This window comes from Sulfitobacter sp. HI0040, from assembly GCF_001634885.1.
In the GTDB taxonomy this organism is placed as follows: domain Bacteria; phylum Pseudomonadota; class Alphaproteobacteria; order Rhodobacterales; family Rhodobacteraceae; genus Sulfitobacter.
The window spans coordinates 1-1,948 of the sequence record NZ_LWEX01000150.1; the positions used below are offsets into that span (position 1 = coordinate 1).

General features: G+C 65.6%; 1 protein-coding gene. It reads left to right on the plus strand.

What is annotated here, in order from left to right:
• A partial coding sequence (locus tag A3728_RS10485; RefSeq protein WP_067923178.1) for an ASKHA domain-containing protein occupies positions 1–1,948 on the plus strand: 1,948 nt, incomplete at both ends.

Genomic DNA, 1,948 nt, shown 5'->3' on the forward strand with positions numbered 1-1,948 from the left:
GGCCCGGCAACTGGGCGTGGATCTCGATTCCGTCTGTGGCGGGCGGGGCATCTGCTCCAAATGCCAGGTCACGCCGGGGTACGGCTCCTTCTCCAAGCATGGTGTGACCGTGCATGACGACGCATTGTCCGAGTGGAACAGCGTGGAGGCGCGCTACGACGAGAAGCGCGGGTTGCCACCGGGGCGGCGGCTGGGGTGCCAGGCCACCGTGCAGGGCGACGTGGTGATCGACGTCCCGCCCGAGAGCCAGGTACACAAGCAGGTCGTGCGCAAACGGGCCGAGGCGCGCGAGATCGTCCTCGATCCGTCCACCAAGCTTTTCTACGTGGAAGTGGCCGAGCCCGACATGCACGACCCTTCCGGCGATCTCGAACGTCTGCGGGAGGCGCTGCGGGTCCAGTGGGAGCTGGAGCATGTGACGGCAGATCTGCATATCCTTCAGAGCATGCAGCCCATCCTGCGCAAGGGAAACTGGAAGGTCACCGTGGCCGTGCATCTGGGCGATCACGAAAACGCGCCCCGGATCATGTGCATCTGGCCAGGCTATTACGACGGGACGGTTTACGGCCTTGCCGTCGACCTCGGCTCCACCACCATCGCGGCGCATCTGTGCGACCTGCGGACCGGAGAGGTCCTCGCCTCATCCGGGGTGATGAACCCCCAGATCCGCTTTGGCGAGGACCTGATGAGCCGGGTCAGCTATTCGATGATGAACCCAAGCGGCGCGCAGGAAATGACGCGGTCGGTGCGGGACGGCATGAATGCGCTTTTCCGGCAGATCGCCGAAGAGGCCGGGGTGGACCGGAACCTGATCGTCGACGTCGTCTTTGTCTGTAACCCCGTGATGCATCACCTCTTTCTGGGCATTGATCCGTTCGAGTTGGGTCAGGCGCCCTTTGCGCTGGCCACGTCCAACGCGCTGCGTCTGCGTTCCGACGACCTCGATCTGGAGATTCATCCCTCCGCCCGGGTCTATTTCCTGCCCTGCATCGCGGGACATGTGGGCGCCGATGCGGCGGCGGTCGCGCTCAGTGAGGCGCCGGATAAATCCGACGACCTCGTTCTCGTCGTCGACGTGGGCACCAATGCCGAGATCCTGCTGGGCAACCGCGAAAAGGTTCTGGCATGTTCCTCCCCCACCGGGCCCGCCTTCGAGGGGGCGCAGATATCCTCCGGCCAGCGGGCGGCGCCGGGGGCCATCGAACGGGTCGAGATTGACCCCGACACCAAGGTCGCCCGCTTCAAGGTGATCGGTTGCGACCTGTGGTCGGACGACCCGGCCTTTACTGAGGCGGTCGCCGCGACGGGGATCACCGGCATCTGCGGCTCCGGCATCATCGAGATGGTGGCGGAGATGCGCATGCATGGCATCGTGGACGCCTCCGGCCTGATCGGCAGCGCCGCGCAAACCGGGGCCGCCAACATCTTTGAAGACGGGCGCACCCACAGCTACCTGATCCACGACGGCACCGCCGATGGCGGGCCACGGATTACCGTGACCAACCGCGATATCCGGGAAATCCAGATGGCAAAGGCGGCGCTTTATTCCGGCGCGCGGCTGCTCATGGACAAGTTCGGCGTGGACAAGGTGGACCGCGTGGTACTGGCCGGCGCCTTCGGGGCGCATATCAGCGCGAAACACGCCATGGTGCTGGGCATGATCCCTGACGCGCCATTGGAAAAGGTCACATCGGCCGGGAATGCCGCGGGCACCGGGGCGCGGATCGCGCTGCTCAACACCCGGGCGCGGGCAGAGATCGAGGCGGTCGTGCGGGCCATCCACAAGGTGGAAACCGCCATCGAGCCGCGCTTTCAGGAGCATTTCGTCAATGCCTCCGCCATGCCCAATGCGGTTGAGCCCTTCCCCATTCTCAATGCGCTGGTGTCGCTGCCGAATGTTTCCTTCAACACGGGCGGCGACAGCGGCGGGGGCCGGGAAGGCCGCGGC